This is a genomic window from Variovorax sp. UC122_21 (genome assembly GCF_044056785.1).
Classification (GTDB): Bacteria; Pseudomonadota; Gammaproteobacteria; order Burkholderiales; family Burkholderiaceae_C; genus Variovorax.
On sequence record NZ_CP172004.1, the window covers coordinates 2,786,074 to 2,802,707 of the forward strand.

Below are 16,634 nucleotides of genomic sequence, written 5' to 3' on the forward strand. Positions count from 1 at the left end.
ACAAACCGCGCATGCTGGTACTTTGGGATGACATTTCAGTGAAACACCGAGGTGCTTCACGGTAAAGACCCGATGTCAGAACGAAGACTGCCGCAGCGACTTCGGGACCTTGTAGCGTTCGCCGTCGTAGCGCAGCGTCACCGAATTGAAACGCGCGGGCTGCGCCTTCTCGACGCAGCCCTGGTCCTCGGAGGCCTGCGCGCGGCTTTGCACCACGGTGCGCGACAGCATCAGGTCGGCGTAACCGTTGCTCGCGGCCTTGCCCACCGACAGCATGGTGCGCAGCTTCTCGAAGCGGCCGGCGCAGGCCGAGGCATCCCACTCGCCGCTCTCGCGGTCGAGTTCGATCTCCGGCAGCACCTGGCGCAGCTTCGCGCCTTGCTGCACGTACAGGCGCAGCGTCTCGCTCGCGGCGCTGGCCGTGCCGACGTCGCGGTAGCGCACGCGCAGGCCGAAGGCGCGGGTGTCGCTCGCGAGCACGTAGCGCGAGGTGTCGATGCGCACGTCCTGGATCAGGTTGTGGCGGTCCTCGTCGAGCGCCTCGGCCTGGAAGAGCCGGCCGATCACGGTGTCGCGCTCGGTGTTGCCGTTGTCGGGCCGCTGGATCAGCAGCACCTCGAGGTCGTAGACCTTGGCGCCGTTGTCGCTGCTCTCGCGCGGCATCGGCAGCACGACGATGCTGCGGCCCGGATAGGCCGGCCAGGGCTTGCAGGCGGCCAGCCGCTCGTCGAGCGGCCGCTGCGAATGCAGCTTGGCGTGCATGCGCTCGGCCAGGCCGCTCTCGCAGGCCGCATGGCCCGCGCCGGCCGCGAGCAGGCCGGCGAGCACGAGGACGAGATGGCGCAGCGGGCGCATGGAATCGGGCGGCCGTTCAGGCCGTGCTCGCCTGCGGCCGATCGGGCAGCAGGTCGGAAGGGCGCAGGCCCAGCCAGCGCGATGCAGCGGTCTCGAGCACCGCTCAGTCGCCGCTGCTGCGCAGCGTCACCCAGGCTGCGTCCAGGGGCGTCGCGGCCTCCTGCAGCAGCCCCGCGGCGCCGAGCAGCCGCCGCGTCTGCAGCGCCACCGGCACGCCCGAATCGAGGAAGCGGACGGCGGAGGGCGCCAGCCGCCGCAGCCGGTCCTGCAGCAGCGGATAGTGGGTGCAGCCGAGCACCACGGTGTCGGTCTCGCCGGCGTCGCCGCCGAACGGGCCGGCCAGCGTCATGTAGTGGGCGCAGAGCTGGTCGATGGCGAGTTCGTCGAGCCGCTCGATCGCCGCCACCAGCCCGTCGCAGGGCACCGAGCGGATGCGCTCGGGATGGACAAAGGTATGGCGCAGCGCCGCGTACTTGGCGCTCGCCAGCGTGCCGCGCGTGGCCAGCACCGACACGTGGCCGGTGGCGCTGCCCGCCACCGCGGGCTTGATCGCGGGCTCGAGGCCGACGATCGGCAGCTCGGGATTCTCGGCGCGCAGCACGTGGATCGCGGCCGTGGTGGCGGTGTTGCAGGCCACCACCAGCGCCTTGATGCCGTGCTCGCGCACCAGCGTCTGGACCACGCGCCGCGAATGCTCGGTCACGTAGGCATCGCCGCGCTCGCCGTAGGGCGCATGCGCGGTGTCGGCGAAGTAGACGAAACGCTCGCGCGGCAGCTCGGCGCGCAGCGCGCCCAGCACGCTCAGCCCGCCCACGCCGCTGTCGAACACGCCGACGGGCGAAGCGGAAGCAGGCGGCTGCGGACGCGCGGCGAGGCTCAAGCGGGTTCCAGCGTGATGGTCTTGAATTCGCCGCTGGCGATGCGCTTCTGCCACTCGGCCGGGCCGGTGATGTGCGCGCTGGTGCCGCCGGCATCGACCGCCACCGTCACCGGCATGTCGACCACGTCGAATTCGTAGATGGCTTCCATGCCCAGGTCCTCGAAGCCCACCACCTTGGCGGTCTTGATCGCCTTGCTCACGAGGTAGGCGGCGCCGCCCACGGCCATCAGGTAGGCGCTCTTGTGCTTCTTGATCGCCTCGATCGCGACCGGGCCGCGCTCGGCCTTGCCGATCATCGCGATCAGGCCGGTCTGGGCCAGCATCATCTCGGTGAAGCCGTCCATGCGCGTGGCGGTGGTCGGGCCGGCCGGGCCCACGGCCTCGCCCTTCACCGGATCGACCGGGCCCACGTAGTAGATGACGCGGTTGGTGAAGTCCACCGGCAGCTTCTCGCCCTTGGCCAGCATGTCCTGGATGCGCTTGTGCGCGGCGTCGCGGCCGGTGAGCATCTTGCCGTTGAGCAGCAGCGTGTCGCCGGGCTTCCAGCTCGCCACTTCGGCCGGCGTGAGCTTGTCGAGGTCGACGCGCTTGCTCTTCTTCTCGTCGGGTGCCCAGTCGATCTTGGGCCACAGGTCGAGCGAGGGCGCCTCGAGGTAGACCGGGCCGCTGCCGTCCATCACGAAGTGCGCATGGCGCGTGGCCGCGCAGTTCGGGATCATCGCCACCGGCTTGCTGGCCGCGTGCGTCGGGTACATCTTGATCTTGACGTCGAGCACGGTCGCGAGGCCGCCCAGGCCCTGCGCGCCGATGCCCAGGGCGTTGACCTTCTCGAACAGCTCGAGGCGCAGGGCCTCGACCTTGGTCAGTTCTTCTTTTCGCGCGGCCTTGGCCTGCAGCTCGTGCATGTCGAGGTCGTCCATCAGGCTTTCCTTGGCCAGCAGCGCGGCCTTCTCGGCCGTGCCGCCGATGCCGATGCCCAGCATGCCCGGCGGGCACCAGCCGGCGCCCATGGTGGGCACGGTCTTGAGCACCCAGTCGACCACGCTGTCGCCGGGGTTCAGCATCACCAGCTTGCTCTTGTTCTCGCTGCCGCCGCCCTTGGCGGCCACCGTCACCTCGACTTTGTCGCCCGGCACGATCTCGGTGAAGATCACCGCGGGCGTGTTGTCCTTGGTGTTCTTGCGATCGAACTGCGGATCGGCCACGACCGAGGCGCGCAGCGTGTTGTCGGGGTGGTTGTAGCCACGGCGCACGCCTTCGTTGATGGCGTCGTCGAGGCTGCCGGTGAAGCCGCCCCAGCGCACGTCCATGCCCACCTTGAGGAACACGTTGACGATGCCGGTGTCCTGGCAGATCGGGCGCTGGCCGGTCGCGCTCATCTTGCTGTTGGTGAGGATCTGCGCCATCGCGTCCTTGGCGGCGGGGCTCTGCTCGCGCTCGTAGGCCTTGGCCAGGTGGGCGATGTAGTCGGCGGGGTGGTAGTAGCTGATGTACTGCAGCGCGGCGCTGATCGATTCGATCAGGTCGGCCTGCTGGATCGTGGTCGTCATGGTGGGGGCTTTTTTAGGGTGTGGAAACGCCCCCCGATTATCTCAGCGCCGGGTTTCGCCGGCTGGGGCGCTCACAAGGTGTGAAGAAACCGTAGCGAGCGCCCCGATGTCGCGCCGAGGACCGGAGCCGTACTTTGTACGGTGAGGACCGCAGGTGCGAGATCGGGGCGCGCAGTAGGTTTCTTCACACCTTGTCAGGCGGGCCCCGCCGCGCGCATGCCCGCCGCCAGGAACGGAATCATCTCGCGCAGCGCCTTGTCGAATTCGCGGCCGTTGCTCGCGCCGTCGGAGATCACTTCGAGCCGGCCGGTGTCGGCCAGCACGTACTGGTAGGTGCCCAGCACGAAGATGAAGCGCCAGGCCACCTGCTCCTGCGAGAGCTCGGGCAGGCTGCGCGCGAAGGCGCGCACGAAGCGCCGCGACGAGTCGTCGTAGAGCGAGCTGCGCAGCTTGCTGCCGAAGCGCGTGCCGTCGAGCTGCAGATGGGCCTGCATGCGCAGGAAGTTGCGGCCCCGCGCGCCGCTGAGCGCGAGCGCCACGGCCGGCGTCAGGAAGATCTCGATCAGGCGCTCGAGCCCGATGGGGCGGCCTTCCTGCAGCGCCTCCTCGGCATCGAGCAGCCGCATGCGCTCGTCCACCAGCGGCTGGCCGCCGCGCATGTAGGTCTCGAGGAAGAGGGCGTCCTTCGACTTGAAGAAGTAATGAATCATCCCCTGGTTGACCTTGGCCAGGTCGGCCACCGCGCGCAGCGAGCAGCCTTCGAATCCGTGCTCCGCGAACAGCCGCTCGGCCGCGCGCAGGATGGCTTCGCGGCCATCGGTCTTGCGGGGTGTTCGAGGGGCCTTGGGCGCGGGCGCTTCGTCCGTGGAGGCTTTGGGAGTGGCGGGCATCGGGATCGCGATCGCGCGGGCTGCGGGGAAGGGGCCCGATGGTAACTGGCCTTGCCGAGGGTCCGATCTCGTGGTTATTATTAGTCGATCGACTAACTAACAAGACCGACAGATGGGCTGCCGGTGGAGACCCGATGACCCTGTTCACCCTCTGGCGCGGCGCTGCCGCCGCCTTGTCCCTGGCCGTGCTCGCCGCCGCGCCGGCCTGGTCGCAGTACCCCGAGCGCAGCGTTCGCCTGGTCGTGCCTTACCCCGCGGGCGGCGGCACCGACAACATCGCCCGCCTGCTCGCGGACAAGCTCTCGCGGCGCCTGGGCCAGCCCTTCGTGGTCGACAACCGGGGCGGCGCCAACGGCAACATCGGCGCCGATGCGGTGGCCAAGGCGCGGCCCGACGGCTACACGCTGCTGCTCGCGGGCCTGGGCCCGCTGGCCGTGAACCCGGGGCTCTACGCTCGCATGCCCTACGACCCGGCACGCGCATTCGTGCCCATCGTGCAGGTCTCGTCCGCGCCGCTGGTGCTGGTAGCGGGCCCGGGCGCCCCCGCGGGCGACCTGCGCCAGCTGATCGCCTTCGCGCGCCAGCATCCGGGCCAACTGACCCTGGCCAATGCAGGCGAAGGCTCGCCGCACCACATCTGCGCCGGGCTGTTCGCCCGCGAGGCCGGCGCCAGCGTGACCCATGTGCCGTACAAGGGCGCCGCTCCCGCCATCACCGACCTGCTGGGCGGCAGCGTGCAGGCGCTGTGCGACAACGTGGGCACGATCCGGCCCTTCATCGAGTCGCGCAAGGTGCGGCCGCTGGCCGTCTCCACCCGCGCCCGCACCAGCCTGCTGCCCGAGGTGCCGACCTTCGCCGAGGCCGGCCTGCCGGGCATCGACTTCTCCCTGTGGTTCATGCTGGTGGCGCCGGCCGGCACGCCCGCCGACCTGGTGGCGCGCCTCAATCGCGAGGCGAACGCGATCCTCGCGCAGCCCGAGGTGGCCGCGAAGTTCCGCGAGTTCGCCAACGAGCCTGTCGGCGGCACGGTGGAGGCGGCCGCCGCGCACCTCAAGGCCGAAACGCAGCGCTGGCCCGGACTGGTGAAGTCCATCGGCCTGGCGCAGCAGTGAGGCGGGGGCATCCATGCAACTGATCGACCTGTCCGTCGCCATCGAGAACGACCTGCCGGTGGACCGCCCGGGCAATGGCCCCCGCATCCACTACCAGCACCACCACGAGACCTTCGCGGCCCTGGCCGGGCCCTTCGCCGGCCTGCGGCCCGAGGACCTGCCCGATGGCGAGGCCTGGGCGGTGGAGCGCATCGACCTGTCCACCCACAACGGCACCCACATGGATGCGCCATGGCACTACGCCTCGACCATGGACGGCGGCCAGCCCGCCGCCACCATCGACGAGGTGCCGCTGGACTGGTGCCATCGCCCCGGCGTGAAGCTGGACCTGCGCCACCTGCCCCACGGCCACGTCGCCACGGCCGACGACCTCGCCATGGAACTGCAGCGCATCGGCCACGTGCTGCAGCCGCTGGACATCGTGCTGGTGAACACGGCCGCCGCCGCGCGCTACGGCCAACCCGACTACCTCGACAGCGGCTGCGGCCTGGGCCGCGAGGCCACGCTCTGGCTGACGGCGCAGGGCGTGCGCGTGGTGGGCACCGACGCCTGGTCCTGGGACGCCCCCTTCTCGCACACCGCCCGGCGCTACGCCGCCACCGGAGACGCCTCCCTGATCTGGGAGGGGCACAAGGCCGGCCGCACCACGGGCTACTACCAGATGGAAAAACTGACCAACCTCGACCTCCTGCCCGCCAGCGGCTTCCACGTCATCTGCTTCCCCGTGAAGATCCACAAGGCCTCGGCCGGATGGGTGCGGGCCGTGGCGGTGCTGCCATGAGCGGCGTACCGGACCACGCCTTGCTCGGGACCTGGTACCTGCGCGAGGCCTATGCCGTGGACCCAAGGGGCGAACGTCTTTTCGACGTCTACGGCGCCCGGCCCTCGGGCGTCATCCACTACGGCGCCGATGGCCGCATGACGGCGCTCATCACGCACGACGGCCGCGCGCGCCTTTCGGGCTCGGACCGGCAGGACGCCACCGACGCCGAGAGCGCAGCGGCGTACCGTTCGTCGATCGGCTATGCCGGGCGCTACGTGCGCGAGGGCGACTGGATCGTGCACCACGTCGACATCTCGACCTATCCGAACTGGGTGGGGACCCGGCTGCGCCGCCAGTGGCGATGGACCGGCGACAGCCTCGAGCTGCTCACCGCGCCGCAGCCGCAGGCCGGGGTGGAAACCGTCATGAAGCTCGTCTGGCAGCGCGAGTCCGCCGGCTGATCCCTAGCGTGCCGCCGCCAGCGCCTGCTCGACCCAGCCGTCGAACAGTTTCTGGTGCGCGCGGATCCAGCCGTCGGCATGCCGCTCCACGTCCTGCTGGCTGTTCGCGCCTTCGCTCATCCGCAGGTTCTGCGCGTTGATGTCGCCGATCGGCACGTTCATGACCTCGAACAGCTTCGCCGCGGCCGGGTTCTTCTCGGCGAACTCGCGGTTGGCGACGATGCGCTCCTGGTTGGCGAGGAAGCCGTAGTTCTTGCCGTTCGGCTGGCGCGTGTCCACGTTCTCGCCGCCTTGCGAGGCCGAGAACGGCACCTGCAGCCACACCACGTCGGCGCCCGGACGCAGCACGGCGCTGACCCAGTAGGGCGTCCAGGTGTAGTAGAGGATCGGCTTGTCCTGCCTGAAGCGCGCGATGGTGTCGGCCATCAGCGCGGCATAGCTGCCCTGGCGGTGCGTGACGGTGTCGCGCAGGCCGTAGGCGCCCAGGTGGTTCTCGATCGCGAGCTCGCAGCCCCAGCCGGGGTTGCAGCCGGTGAGATCGGCCTTGCCGTCGCCGTCGGTGTCGAACAGCTTCGCGATCGCCGGCTCCTTGAGCTGCGCGATGTTGGTGATGTGGTACTGCTCGGCGGTCTTGCGGTCGATCAGGTAGCCCTGCACCGCGCCGTCGGCGTACACGCCCTGGCGCCACAGCTTCGCGTCGCCGCCGCTGTTCTTGTAGAAGTCGGCGTGCAGCAGGCTCCAGTGGTTGGCCATGAAGGTGGCGTCGCCGTTGGCGATCGCCAGGTGCTCGGTCGCGGGCTCCAGGTCCTTCATCGGCTCGACCGTGTAGCCGAGCTTCTCGAGCGCGCGCATCACGAGCAGGGTCTGGAAGGCCTCCTCGGCCAGCGAGCTCTTGAGCGGCTTGACGACGATGCCCTGGCCGGGCAGGTCGGTGGCGGCATGCGCGGGGAAGCTGGCGGCCGCGAAGGCCAGGGCCAGCAGCCCGAGGCCGCGCGCGAATGGATTCATCGATGTCTTCATGCGTCGTGTGCCTCCGGTGCTTCAGCGGGTCTGGGTCGAAAGGGCCGGCACGGCTTCTTCCGTGCCGCGCGACGCGGCCGGCGCCACCGCGCGCTGCAGCGTGCGCAGCGCCAGGCCCACGGGGCCGCCATGCCACCAGCGCTGGCCGCCGCGGCGCGGCCGGCCCATGGCCTGCGTCAGCCGGTCGAGCGAGATCGCGAGCAGCACGATGCCCAGGCCGCCGACGGTGGCCAGGCCCATGTCGAGCCGGCCGATGCCGCGCAGCACCATCTGGCCCAGGCCGCCCACGGCGATCATCGAGGCGATCACCACCATCGACAGCGACAGCATCAGCGCCTGGTTGATGCCGGCCATGATCGAGGGCATGGCCAGCGGCAGCTTCACCTTCACCAGCATCTGCCAGGGCGAGGCGCCGTAGGCGCGCGCGGCCTCGATCAGGTCGGGCCGCACCTGGCGCAGGCCGAGGTTGGTCAGGCGCACCAGCGGCGCCAGGGCGAACACGATGGTCACGATCACGCCCGGCACGTTGCCGATGCCGAACAGCATCACCACCGGCACCAGGTAGACGAAGGCCGGCGTGGTCTGCATCGCGTCGAGCACCGGGCGCATCACGCGCTGGGCACGGTCGCTGCTGGCCAGCAGCACGCCCAGCGGCAGGCCGATGACCATGCAGAAGACCAGCGAGGTCAGCACCAGCGACAGCGTCACCATGGCCTCGGGCCAGATCCCCAGCATCGCGACCAGCAGCAGCGCGACGGTGCTGCCGATGGCGAGCGCGCGGCCCGCGAACTGCCAGGCCAGCAGGCCGATCAGCGCGATCATCGCGAGCGTCGGCAGCCCGGTCAGCAGGCTCTGCACCGAGTTCAGGGTGCTGTCGATCGGCAGCCGCACGGTCTGGAAGAAGGGGCGGAAATGCTCGACCACCCAGCCCAGGCCCTGGTTGATCCAGGACTCGACCGGCAGCGAGCCGTCCCAGAGGCGGTGCAGCTGGAAGCCGGCGGCATCGGCCTGGCCGGCGAGCTGGTGCGCGGCGTCTTGCGGCACGGGCGCGTCGAGCCAGGCGCTGGTGGCCGCGGGATCGGGCGCGGCCGACAGGGCTTCCCAGGGATCGAGCGCGACGGGCGCCGGCGCGGGCTGCTGCGCCAGCGCGGCGGCGGCATCGTTGGCGGTGGCGAGGTCGGAGGGCAGGGTGGTGTCGTTCATCTCGGCGTTTCCTTCGAAATCGGGTTCAGGCCAGGACATGGGCTGGGGCGGCGCTCGCGGCGGGGGCGGGCGGCAGCGCGGGATCGATCGGCGGCGTGTCGCGATCGAGGAACTTCAGCAGCGTGGTCTTGCTGATCGCGCCGCAGAAGCGGCCGTCGGTCGCCACCACCGGCACCGCGCAGGGCGCCTGGCCCACCTGTCCGATCAGTCCGGCCACGGGCGCGTCGGCCTCGATGGTGCCGAGGTCGGCGAGGAAGGCATGGCGCAGGCCCAGCGGTCCCGAATGGCCGTCGAGCGCGGCGCGCAGCGTGTCGGCCGAGACCGTGCCGAGGTAGCGCCGGTCGGGGCTGGTCACGTAGGCGAAGTCGCGGTCCTGGTCTTCCAGCAGCTTGAGCGCCGCGCGGGCGCCGCGCTCGGGGTGTTCGCAGACCACGGTCAGCGGCTTGCGCGCGATGTCGGCGGCCTTGAACACGGCCGCCGCGTCCACGCCGCGCACGAAGCTGCGCACGTAGTCGTTGGCCGGGCAGCGCAGGATCTCGTCGGGCGTGCCGACCTGGATCACCTGGCCGTCCTTCATGATCGCGATGCGGTCGCCGATGCGCATCGCCTCGTCGAGGTCGTGCGAGATGAAGACGATGGTGCGGCGCTGCTGTTGCTGCAGCCGCAGCAGCTCGGATTGCATCTCGGTGCGGATGATCGGGTCGAGCGCCGAGAAGGCCTCGTCCATCAGCAGGATCGAGGGGTCGGAGGCCAGCGCGCGCGCCAGGCCCACGCGCTGCTGCATGCCGCCCGAGAGCTCGTCGGGATAGCTGTCGCCCCAGCCCGCCAGCCCCACCTGCGCGAGCGCCAGGTCGGCCTGCGCCAGGCGCTCCTTCTTGCCGGTGCCCGACAGCTCGAGCCCGAAGGCCGTGTTCTCGCGCACCGTCATGTGCGGCATCAGCGCGAAGGACTGGAACACCATGCTGATGTCCTTGCGGCGCAGCGCGCGCAGCCTGGCGTCGGAGTGTTCGTTGATGTCGGCGCCGTCGATCACGATGCGGCCCGCGGTCGGCTCGATCAGCCGGTTCAGCAGCCGCACCAGCGTCGACTTGCCCGAGCCCGACAGGCCCATGATCACGAAGATCTCGCCGGCCTGGATCTCGAAGGTGGCGTCGAACACGCCGATCGACTGGCCGGTCTTCGCGAGGATCTCCTTCTTCGACAGACCTTGGCGCACCAGCGCCAGCGCGTCGTCGGGCGCATCGCCGAAGACCTTGAAGACGTGGTCGATGAGAATTCCTTTGGCCATATGCCGGGCTCCTTGTGCGAAGGTTGGACGGGTGCCGTTCCGCCTGGAAGCGGGACGGCAGCGGCCACGCCATCAGCCGATGGCTGCCGGAAGGCACTGAGGACGACGTGGCGACGAAACCAGTGCCCGCCGGATGCTTCGCTCGCGGGCAACGGGCCTGGTCGAGGGGCGCCGCCTGGAGAAGCGTGACGTGGCAGTGGGGCCGGAACTATCCGGCCGGTGTGCCGGGCTGGCCCGGCGGGAGAACCTGCACCGCGACGGGATTCGAAGATCCGCGAGTAGTGCCGGTGGGAGCTGCAGCGTCATCCCGCAGCGGGGATTCCGCGACGGGTTCGTAATGACTTGCAGGTCCGCGAAAGACGATGATTGTAACTTTTTGACATGAAGCATGTCAATCCGCCGCCCGCGAACGGCTGTAGTCTGGAACGCAATGGCCGCGTCAGATGAGAGCCATTCTTATCCGGCGATACTCGGGGCCGCGTCCGGCGAGCGGGCGCACCCATTTCCAAGACTGCGGAGCTTTTCTCATGACGACTTCCCCCAAGACCCGTGCCGAGCGCGACACCTTCGGACCGATCGACGTGCCGGCCCACAAGCTGTGGGGCGCGCAAACGCAGCGCTCGCTGCAGAACTTCGACATCTCGGGCGAGCAGCAGCCGCGCGAGATCATCAAGGCCCTGGCCCAGGTCAAGCGCGCATCGGCCGTGGTCAACCACGCGCTGGGCCTGCAGGACGAGAAGAAGACCCACGCGATCGTCGCCGCGGCCGACGAGGTCATCGCCGGCAAGCACCCGGGCGAGTTCCCGCTGGTGGTCTGGCAGACCGGCTCCGGCACGCAGACCAATATGAACGTCAACGAGGTGCTGGCCAACCGCGCGAGCGAACTGCTGGGCGGCGAGCGCGGCGAGGGCCGCCTGGTGCATCCCAACGACGACGTGAACCGCAGCCAGTCGAGCAACGACGTGTTCCCGACCGCGATGCACGTGGCGGCCGTCGAGGCCATCACGCACAAGCTGCTGCCGGCCATCGCCAAGCTGCGCGGCACGCTCGAGCAGAAGTCGAAGGACTTCGCCGACATCGTGAAGATCGGCCGCACCCATCTGCAGGACGCCACGCCGCTCACCCTGGGCCAGGAGTTCTCGGGCTACGTGGCGCAACTGGCGCATGGCGAGGCGCACGTGCGCGCTGCGCTGCCGCACCTGAGCGAACTGGCGCTCGGCGGCACGGCCGTGGGCACCGGCCTCAACGCACCCAAGGGCTATGCCGAGCAGGTGGCGGCCGAGCTCGCGAAGCTCACCGGCCTGCCGTTCGTGACCGCGCCGAGCAAGTTCGAGGCGATGGCCAGCGTCGATGCGCTGGTGCATGCCCACGGCGCGCTCAAGACGCTCGCGGCCAGCATGAACAAGATCGCCAACGACGTGCGCTGGCTCGCGAGCGGCCCGCGCAGCGGCATCGGCGAACTGAGCATTCCCGAGAACGAACCGGGCTCGTCGATCATGCCGGGCAAGGTCAACCCGACCCAGAGCGAGGCCGTCACGATGCTGGCCGCGCAGGTGTTCGGCAACGACGTCGCCATCAACATCGGCGGCGCCTCGGGCAACTTCGAACTCAACGTGTTCCGCCCGATGGTGGCCCACAACTTCCTGCAGAGCGTTCGCCTGCTGGCAGACGGCATGGTGAGCTTCAACGACCATTGCGCCGTGGGCATCGAGCCGAACCGCGAGCGCATCACGGAGCTGGTGCAGCGCTCGCTGATGCTGGTGACCGCGCTCAACACGCACATCGGCTACGACAAGTCGGCCTACATCGCCAAGAAGGCGCACAAGGAAGGCACCAGCCTGCGCGAGGCCGCGATCGCCTCGGGCCACCTCACGGCCGAGCAGTTCGACCAGTGGGTGGTGCCGGAGAACATGACGGGCCGCTGATGCGGCGATGGGGCCCGTATTTCGTGGGGGCCGCCGCGCACGGCCGCCCGAAGCGGCCGGCCCGCCCCCGGTAGGGGGTTGGCGAAGCGACACGAAGTGCGCGCAGCCTGGGGGCGAGCTTTAGTACCCGATCGTGTAGCGCTGGCGCGAGTGCGCCGGCTTCTCGAGCTCGTCGATGAAGGCGATCGCGTAGTCCTCGAAGCTGATCCAGCTGCGGCCCTCGGCGCTGACCAGCAGGTCGTTCTGGCCGAGGCGGAACTTGCCTGTGCGTTCGCCTTCGACGAATTCGGCCGAGGGCGAGAGGAAGGTCCAGTCGAGTTCCTTCTCGCCGCGCAGCGCCTCGAGGAACACGCCGCCGGCCGAGGCCTCGGCCTTGTAGGCCTCGGGGAAGTTCGGCGTCTCGATGACTTTGAGGCCCGGTGCCGCGAACAGGCTGCCGGCGCCGCCGACGACCAGCAGGCGCTTCACGCCCGCGCGCTTCGCGGGTTCGATGATGGCCGCGGGCGGCACGGTCGCGAAATGGGCGGCGCTGAAGACGGCGTCGTGGCCGGCCAGGGCCTTCTCGAGCGCGGCGCCGTCGAGCACGTCGAGGTCGACGGCCTTGACGTTGGCGCGGCCGGCGAGCTTGGCGCTGGCATGGCGCGCGATGGCCGTGACCGTGTGGCCGCGGCGCAGTGCTTCTTCGAGGAGGCGGCCGCCGGCGCGACCGGTGGCACCGATGATGGCGATGTGGCTCATGGAGGACTCCTTGGAACGAGATGAGAAGAGGGCGATGAGGCTCATCTTAGGTTTCTCATTTCGAAAGAAATACCTCGAAATTCGCGCTTCTTTATTCCTAAAATCGTTCGAATGGACCGTCTCAACGCAATGCGCGTCTTCGTGACCGTGGTCGACGCGGGCAGCCTCTCGGCCGCCGCCGACCTGCTCGACATGTCGCGCCCCGTGGTCACGCGCTACGTCGCCGAGCTCGAGCAATGGACCGGCGCGCGGCTGCTGCACCGCACCACCCGGCGCCTGAGTCTCACGGCCGCGGGCGAGGAGCTGCTGCCGCGCTGCCGCCAGGTGCTGGAGCTCGCGGGCGACATGCAGGCCGCGGTGCGCCATCCGGCCGAGGCGCCGCGCGGGCAGTTGCGCATCACCACCGGCACCTCGTTCGCGCAGGCGCAGCTGGCCGACGCGATTGCCGAGTACGTACGGCTCTATCCGGGCGTGATGGTCGACCTGGTGCTGCTCGACCGCACCGTGAACCTGGTCGACGAGCGCATCGACCTCGCGATCCGCACCGCGGCCGAGATCGATCCCAACCTGATCGCGCGCCGGCTCACGGACTGCCGCTCGGTGGTCTGCGCCTCGCCGGCCTACCTGGCCGAGCACGGCACGCCGCAGCGCGTGGACGAACTCGCGCAGCGTAACTGCCTCACGCATTCGTACTTCGGCCACAGCCTCTGGAGCTTCACGCGCAAGAGCGATGGCGCGCCGGTGTCGGTGGCCGTGGACGGCAACGTGTCGGCCAACGACGCGGCCAGCCTGATGGGCCTGGCGCGCGCGGGCGCGGGGATCGCGATGCTGCCGACCTACCTGACGGCGCAACTCGTGCACGGCGGGGAGCTGGTGCCGCTGTTCCCCGATTTCGAACCGCAGGTGGTGGGCATGTACGCGGTCTACACCTCGCGCAAGCATATGCCGGCCACCCTGCGCACCATGCTCGATTTCCTGGCGCAGCGCTTCACCGAAGTGCCGGCCTGGGACCTGCCGCTGGCGGCCTGAACGAAGCTCAGTGGTCGGCCGGGGGGTGCGCCATCAGGCGGTCGGTGAAGGCGATCGCCATGGCCGAGAGCAGGAAGGCGACGTGGATCACCGTCTGCGCGATCAGCACCTTGTCGGTGTAGTTGTCGGCGTTGATGAAGGTCTTGAGCAGGTGGATCGAGCTGATGCCGATGATGGCGGTGGCCAGCTTGACCTTGAGCACCGAGGCGTTCACATGGCTCAGCCACTCCGGCTGGTCGCGGTGGCCCTCGAGGTCCATACGGCTCACGAAGGTCTCGTAGCCGCCCACGATCACCATGATCAGCAGGTTCGAGATCATCACCACGTCGATCAGCGCCAGCACCACCAGCATGATCACCGTCTCGTTGAGCGCGGCCACCGGCGCGGTGGTCTTGTAGCCGATGCTGTTGATCAGCGCCTGCAGCGCGGTCTGGCTGCCGAACGCAGCCTCGACCAGGTGCAGCAGCTCGACCAGGAAATGCACCACGTAGACCGCCTGCGCCACGATCAGTCCCAGGTACAGCGGCAGCTGGAGCCAGCGGCTCGCGAAGATCAGCCGTGGCAGCGGGCGCAACGGGGAGGTGCGGGCGTGAACGGGCATGTTCCGGGGATCGAAGGGGTCGGGGAGGACATCGAGGGGGCGTGTGTGACGGGGAGCGCGATTCTAGGGGTGTCCCGGTGACGCACTCGTGATAACCCCCCGCTCTAACATCGGGGTCCGTCAGCAGCACGCCGGTTCGGCGTCAGTGGCCCGTAAGTGGTCGCGCCGACATTACGGCCGCAATTCATCCAGGAGACACGAGACATGAGCAGCGCATCGAAGAACATTGAATCCGTCCTGGTCGAGAACCGCGTGTTCCCGCCCGATGCCCGCGCCACTCAAGGCGCACGCATTTCCGGCATGGCCGCCTACGAGGCCCTGTGCAAGGAAGCGGAGGAGGACTTCGAAGGCTTCTGGAGCCGCCAGGCGAAAAGCCACCTGCAGTGGACCAAGCCCTTCAGCAGGATCCTCGACGAATCGAACGCGCCGTTCTACCAATGGTTCGGCGACGGCGAGCTCAACGCCAGCGCCAACTGCCTCGACCGCCACATCGGCACGCCCGTCGAGAACAAGACCGCCATCGTCTTCGAGGCCGACGACGGCACCGTCACCCAGGTCACCTACAAGGAGCTGCTCGCACGCGTGAGCCAGTTCGCCAATGCACTCAAGGCGCAGGGCATCAAGAAGGGCGACCGCGTCATCGTCTACATGCCGATGACGGTCGAGGGCGTGATCGCGATGCAGGCCTGCGCGCGCATCGGCGCCACCCACAGCGTGGTGTTCGGCGGCTTCTCGGCCAAGGCGCTGCAGGAACGCATCATCGACGCCGGCGCGGTCGCGGTCATCACCGCCAACTTCCAACTGCGCGGCGGCAAGGAACTGCCGCTCAAGGCCATCGTCGACGATGGCATCGCGCTCGGCGGCTGCGAGTCGATCAAGACCGTGTTCGTCTACGAGCGCACGGCCTCGGCCTGGAACCGTGTCGAAGGCCGCGACAAGACCTTCGCCGAGGCGCTGGCCGGCCAGAGCACCGAGTGCGCGCCCGAGCCGGTGAATGCCGAGCATCCGCTGTTCATCCTCTACACCTCGGGCTCCACCGGCAAGCCCAAGGGCGTGCAGCACGCCACCGGCGGCTACCTGCTGTGGGCCAAGATGACGATGGACTGGACCTTCGACATCCGTCCCGAGGACGTGTTCTGGTGCACCGCCGACATCGGCTGGATCACGGGCCACACCTACGTCGCCTACGGCCCGCTCGCGGCCGGCGCCACGCAGGTGGTGTTCGAGGGCATCCCGACCTTCCCGCACGCGGGGCGCTTCTGGCAGATGATCGAGAAGCACAAGGTCAGCGTGTTCTACACCGCGCCGACCGCGATCCGCTCGCTGATCAAGGCGGCCGAGGGCGACGAGAAAGTGCATCCGAAGAACTGGGACCTCACGAGCCTGCGCATCCTCGGTTCGGTCGGCGAGCCGATCAATCCCGAAGCGTGGATGTGGTACCACCGCAATATCGGCGGCGAGCGCTGCCCGATCGTCGACACCTTCTGGCAGACCGAGACCGGCGGCCACGTGATCACGCCGCTGCCGGGCGCCACGCCGCTGGTGCCGGGCTCGTGCACCTTGCCGCTGCCGGGCATCATGGCCGCGATCGTGGACGAGACCGGCAAGGACCTGCCCAACGGCGCGGGCGGCATGCTGGTGATCAAGCGGCCCTGGCCCTCGATGATCCGCACGATCTGGAACGATCCCGAGCGCTTCAAGAAGAGCTATTTCCCCGAGGAGATGGGCGGCACGATCTATCTGGCGGGCGACGGTGCGGTGCGCAGTGCGGACCGTGGCTACTTCCGCATCACGGGCCGCATCGACGACGTACTCAATGTCTCGGGCCACCGGCTGGGCACGATGGAGATCGAGTCGGCGCTGGTGTCCAAGACCGACCTCGTGGCCGAGGCCGCGGTGGTGGGGCGTCCCGACGACGTGACGGGCGAGGCGGTGTGCGCCTTCGTGGTGCTCAAGCGCGCGCGGCCGACCGGCGAGGAGGCAAAGCAGATCGCCACCGAGTTGCGCAACTGGGTGGCCAAGGAGATCGGGCCGATCGCCAAGCCCAAGGACATCCGCTTCGGCGACAACCTGCCGAAGACGCGCAGCGGCAAGATCATGCGGCGGCTGCTGCGCAGCATCGCGAAGGGCGAGGCGATCACGCAGGACACCTCGACGCTCGAGAACCCGGCGATCCTGGATCAGCTGTCGCAGACGAATTGATCGACGCGGCACTCCTGCTGTAGGACAGGGGCGTCTGTACCGGGCCGAGCGCCGGGCAGGCCCCTTCGCTGAGGTAAAACCGCTGGCACCACCGCGCGCCTCGAAGCGCGCGGGTTC

Annotated in this window: 15 protein-coding genes; 6 read left to right on the forward strand and 9 right to left on the reverse strand. The window is 69.3% G+C overall.

The genetic code is table 11. From position 1 onward, the window contains the following. Positions 1-75: 75 nt before the first annotated feature. The 4 genes from ACHMXE_RS25460 to ACHMXE_RS25475 all read right to left on the reverse strand — a co-directional run bounded on the left by ACHMXE_RS25460 (position 76) and on the right by ACHMXE_RS25475 (position 4,175). Positions 76-855, reverse strand: a complete 780-nt coding sequence (locus tag ACHMXE_RS25460; protein WP_395352098.1) for a hypothetical protein — start codon at positions 853-855, stop codon at positions 76-78. Positions 856-958: 103 nt separating this feature from the next. After that, positions 959-1,735, reverse strand: coding sequence for a glutamate racemase (gene murI, locus ACHMXE_RS25465; protein WP_395352100.1), 777 nt, complete (start codon positions 1,733-1,735; stop codon positions 959-961). Further along, complete coding sequence (locus ACHMXE_RS25470) at positions 1,732-3,285, reverse strand: fumarate hydratase (RefSeq protein ID WP_209545105.1); 1,554 nt, start codon at positions 3,283-3,285, stop codon at positions 1,732-1,734. The genes murI and ACHMXE_RS25470 overlap by 4 nt, the downstream gene beginning before the upstream one ends. 194 nt (positions 3,286-3,479) lie before the next feature. Continuing rightward, positions 3,480-4,175, reverse strand: coding sequence for a TetR/AcrR family transcriptional regulator (locus ACHMXE_RS25475; RefSeq protein WP_395352102.1), 696 nt, complete (start codon positions 4,173-4,175; stop codon positions 3,480-3,482). Positions 4,176-4,309: 134 nt separating this feature from the next. Between ACHMXE_RS25475 and ACHMXE_RS25480 the strand changes: the two genes are divergently transcribed. From ACHMXE_RS25480 to ACHMXE_RS25490, 3 genes are read left to right on the forward strand one after another with little or no spacing between them, the layout of a single operon-like run. After that, the gene (locus ACHMXE_RS25480) at positions 4,310-5,287 is read left to right on the forward strand and encodes a Bug family tripartite tricarboxylate transporter substrate binding protein (protein WP_395352103.1); all 978 of its coding nucleotides are present in this window, start codon (positions 4,310-4,312) and stop codon (positions 5,285-5,287) included. A gap of 13 nt (positions 5,288-5,300) precedes the next feature. Beyond that, on the forward strand, positions 5,301-6,068 hold the full coding sequence (locus tag ACHMXE_RS25485) for a cyclase family protein (protein ID WP_395352105.1): 768 nt from the start codon (positions 5,301-5,303) through the stop codon (positions 6,066-6,068). Beyond that, the gene (locus ACHMXE_RS25490) at positions 6,065-6,511 is read left to right on the forward strand and encodes a lipocalin-like domain-containing protein (protein ID WP_395352107.1); all 447 of its coding nucleotides are present in this window, start codon (positions 6,065-6,067) and stop codon (positions 6,509-6,511) included. The genes ACHMXE_RS25485 and ACHMXE_RS25490 overlap by 4 nt, the downstream gene beginning before the upstream one ends. A 3-nt stretch (positions 6,512-6,514) precedes the next feature. Here ACHMXE_RS25490 and proX read toward each other — a convergent pair whose 3' ends face one another. From proX to proV, 3 genes are read right to left on the reverse strand one after another with little or no spacing between them, the layout of a single operon-like run. Continuing rightward, entirely contained in the window at positions 6,515-7,519 is a 1,005-nt protein-coding gene (gene proX / locus ACHMXE_RS25495) for a glycine betaine/L-proline ABC transporter substrate-binding protein ProX (RefSeq protein ID WP_395352810.1), read from the reverse strand. A 33-nt stretch (positions 7,520-7,552) separates the two neighbouring features. Then, positions 7,553-8,734, reverse strand: a complete 1,182-nt coding sequence (proW, locus tag ACHMXE_RS25500; protein WP_395352109.1) for a glycine betaine/L-proline ABC transporter permease ProW — start codon at positions 8,732-8,734, stop codon at positions 7,553-7,555. A gap of 25 nt (positions 8,735-8,759) precedes the next feature. After that, positions 8,760-10,022, reverse strand: coding sequence for a glycine betaine/L-proline ABC transporter ATP-binding protein ProV (gene proV, locus ACHMXE_RS25505; RefSeq protein ID WP_203201288.1), 1,263 nt, complete (start codon positions 10,020-10,022; stop codon positions 8,760-8,762). A 527-nt stretch (positions 10,023-10,549) separates the two neighbouring features. Here proV and fumC point away from each other — a divergent pair. Beyond that, a complete protein-coding gene (fumC, locus tag ACHMXE_RS25510; RefSeq protein ID WP_395352111.1) occupies positions 10,550-11,947 on the forward strand; it encodes a class II fumarate hydratase in 1,398 nt (465 codons plus the stop codon). A gap of 120 nt (positions 11,948-12,067) precedes the next feature. Here the strand turns inward: fumC and ACHMXE_RS25515 are convergent, their stop codons facing one another. Next, on the reverse strand, positions 12,068-12,685 hold the full coding sequence (locus ACHMXE_RS25515) for an NAD(P)-dependent oxidoreductase (RefSeq protein ID WP_395352113.1): 618 nt from the start codon (positions 12,683-12,685) through the stop codon (positions 12,068-12,070). A gap of 111 nt (positions 12,686-12,796) precedes the next feature. Between ACHMXE_RS25515 and ACHMXE_RS25520 the strand changes: the two genes are divergently transcribed. Beyond that, the gene (locus tag ACHMXE_RS25520) at positions 12,797-13,714 is read left to right on the forward strand and encodes a LysR family transcriptional regulator (RefSeq protein WP_395352115.1); all 918 of its coding nucleotides are present in this window, start codon (positions 12,797-12,799) and stop codon (positions 13,712-13,714) included. A gap of 7 nt (positions 13,715-13,721) precedes the next feature. On the opposite strand, the gene ACHMXE_RS25525 is transcribed toward ACHMXE_RS25520, so the two are convergent. Beyond that, positions 13,722-14,315, reverse strand: a complete 594-nt coding sequence (locus ACHMXE_RS25525; protein ID WP_395352117.1) for a YqhA family protein — start codon at positions 14,313-14,315, stop codon at positions 13,722-13,724. Between the two features lie 204 nt (positions 14,316-14,519). Between ACHMXE_RS25525 and acs the strand changes: the two genes are divergently transcribed. Then, positions 14,520-16,517: an acetate--CoA ligase gene (gene acs / locus ACHMXE_RS25530; RefSeq protein WP_395352119.1), complete on the forward strand. Its 1,998-nt coding sequence runs from the start codon at positions 14,520-14,522 to the stop codon at positions 16,515-16,517. Positions 16,518-16,634 lie beyond the last annotated feature (117 nt).